Raw genomic sequence first — 1157 nt, 5'->3', positions numbered from 1 at the left:
GATGCAGACAGCGCCAATGCTGATGGCCACTGCGAGGGCCATGCCGATGAGTAGACGCCGTCGTTTTGACACTGCATTGTGGTCATCGTCAATGTTCCGAGGAGCTCGTCCCTTGGTGAGCGTTGCTGGAGCCGTCCTGTCTGGTCGATAGCTGGCGAGTGCGGCTTTGGCCGCGGCTACAAGTTCGCCAGCGCTGCTGTACCGGTCTGCCGGGTCCTTGGCCATCCCACGCCTGACGATGTCATCGAACACCGGCACGATGTCGACATCTGCGGTGCTAGGGAGGGGGGGAGGTGTCGTCAGATGTGCCGAGATTTGTTGCTCCAAGCTCTCGCCGGGGAAGGGCTGGTGTCCCGTCAAGCATTCACAGAGGACGCAGGCGAGCGCGTAGACGTCGCTGCGGGCGTCTGCCGACCCGGTGGAGAACCGCTCAGGTGCCATATAGGCAAAGGTGCCTATAGTGGTTCCAGTGCTCGTCAACCCGGCTTCGCCAGCGGCACGGGCGATACCGAAGTCGATCAGGTAGGCGAAGTCGTTGTCGGTCACGAGGATGTTGGAGGGCTTGATGTCTCTGTGTACGAGTCCCGCCGAATGCGCAGCATCCAACGCTGAGGCGATCTGGTCGATGAGCGCGACGACGCGAGTTGCGGGTTGTGGCCCGCTGTCGGCGATAATCTGTTTGAGGTCTGAGCCTTCGATGAGGCGCATGTCCAGGTAGAGGCGGCCGTCGATTTCGCCGAAGTCGTGGATCGGAACTACGTGAGGTTCGCGCAGGCCCGCGGTGATGCGGGCTTCGAGCCGGAACCGGTCCTGAAAGTCGCGGTGGGTGGCGGTTTCCGGCGGAAGGATCTTGATTGCGACGATGCGGTCGGTGAGGGTGTCGAATGCCTTGAAAACCTGGCCCATCCCTCCCTCGCCGAGCATCTCAAGCAGTTGGTACCTGCCGAACGGCTTCCCATCCATGTCCCTCAACCTCACTGGCTAACCTGCACAAACTTCGCGAAGCGTACCAGCGGCCAGTTTCCTGTGACTGCTAGCGAGCCGTCGCCAGCTGACGCTGCTACGACAGCGAAGAGGCCCCCCCCAAAAGGCGGGGCCGCGTGTGTTTGTGGGGTTTGGTTGTTCACCGCCCGGCGCAGCCTGTGGTGTTAGTTATA

At 61.8% G+C, this 1157-nt stretch carries 1 protein-coding gene; it reads right to left on the bottom strand.

The genetic code is table 11. The features are described from left to right. A partial coding sequence (locus ACFWPJ_RS33425) for a serine/threonine-protein kinase (RefSeq protein ID WP_378857609.1) occupies nucleotides 1-963 on the bottom strand: 963 nt, incomplete at its 3' end. Between the last annotated feature and the right edge of the window lie 194 nt (nucleotides 964-1157).

Source organism: Nocardia sp. NPDC058497, from assembly GCF_042720195.1.
GTDB lineage: Bacteria > Actinomycetota > Actinomycetes > Mycobacteriales > Mycobacteriaceae > Nocardia.
Note: the sequence above shows the minus strand (reverse complement) of the source record. Positions and strands in the feature narration are given on the sequence as shown.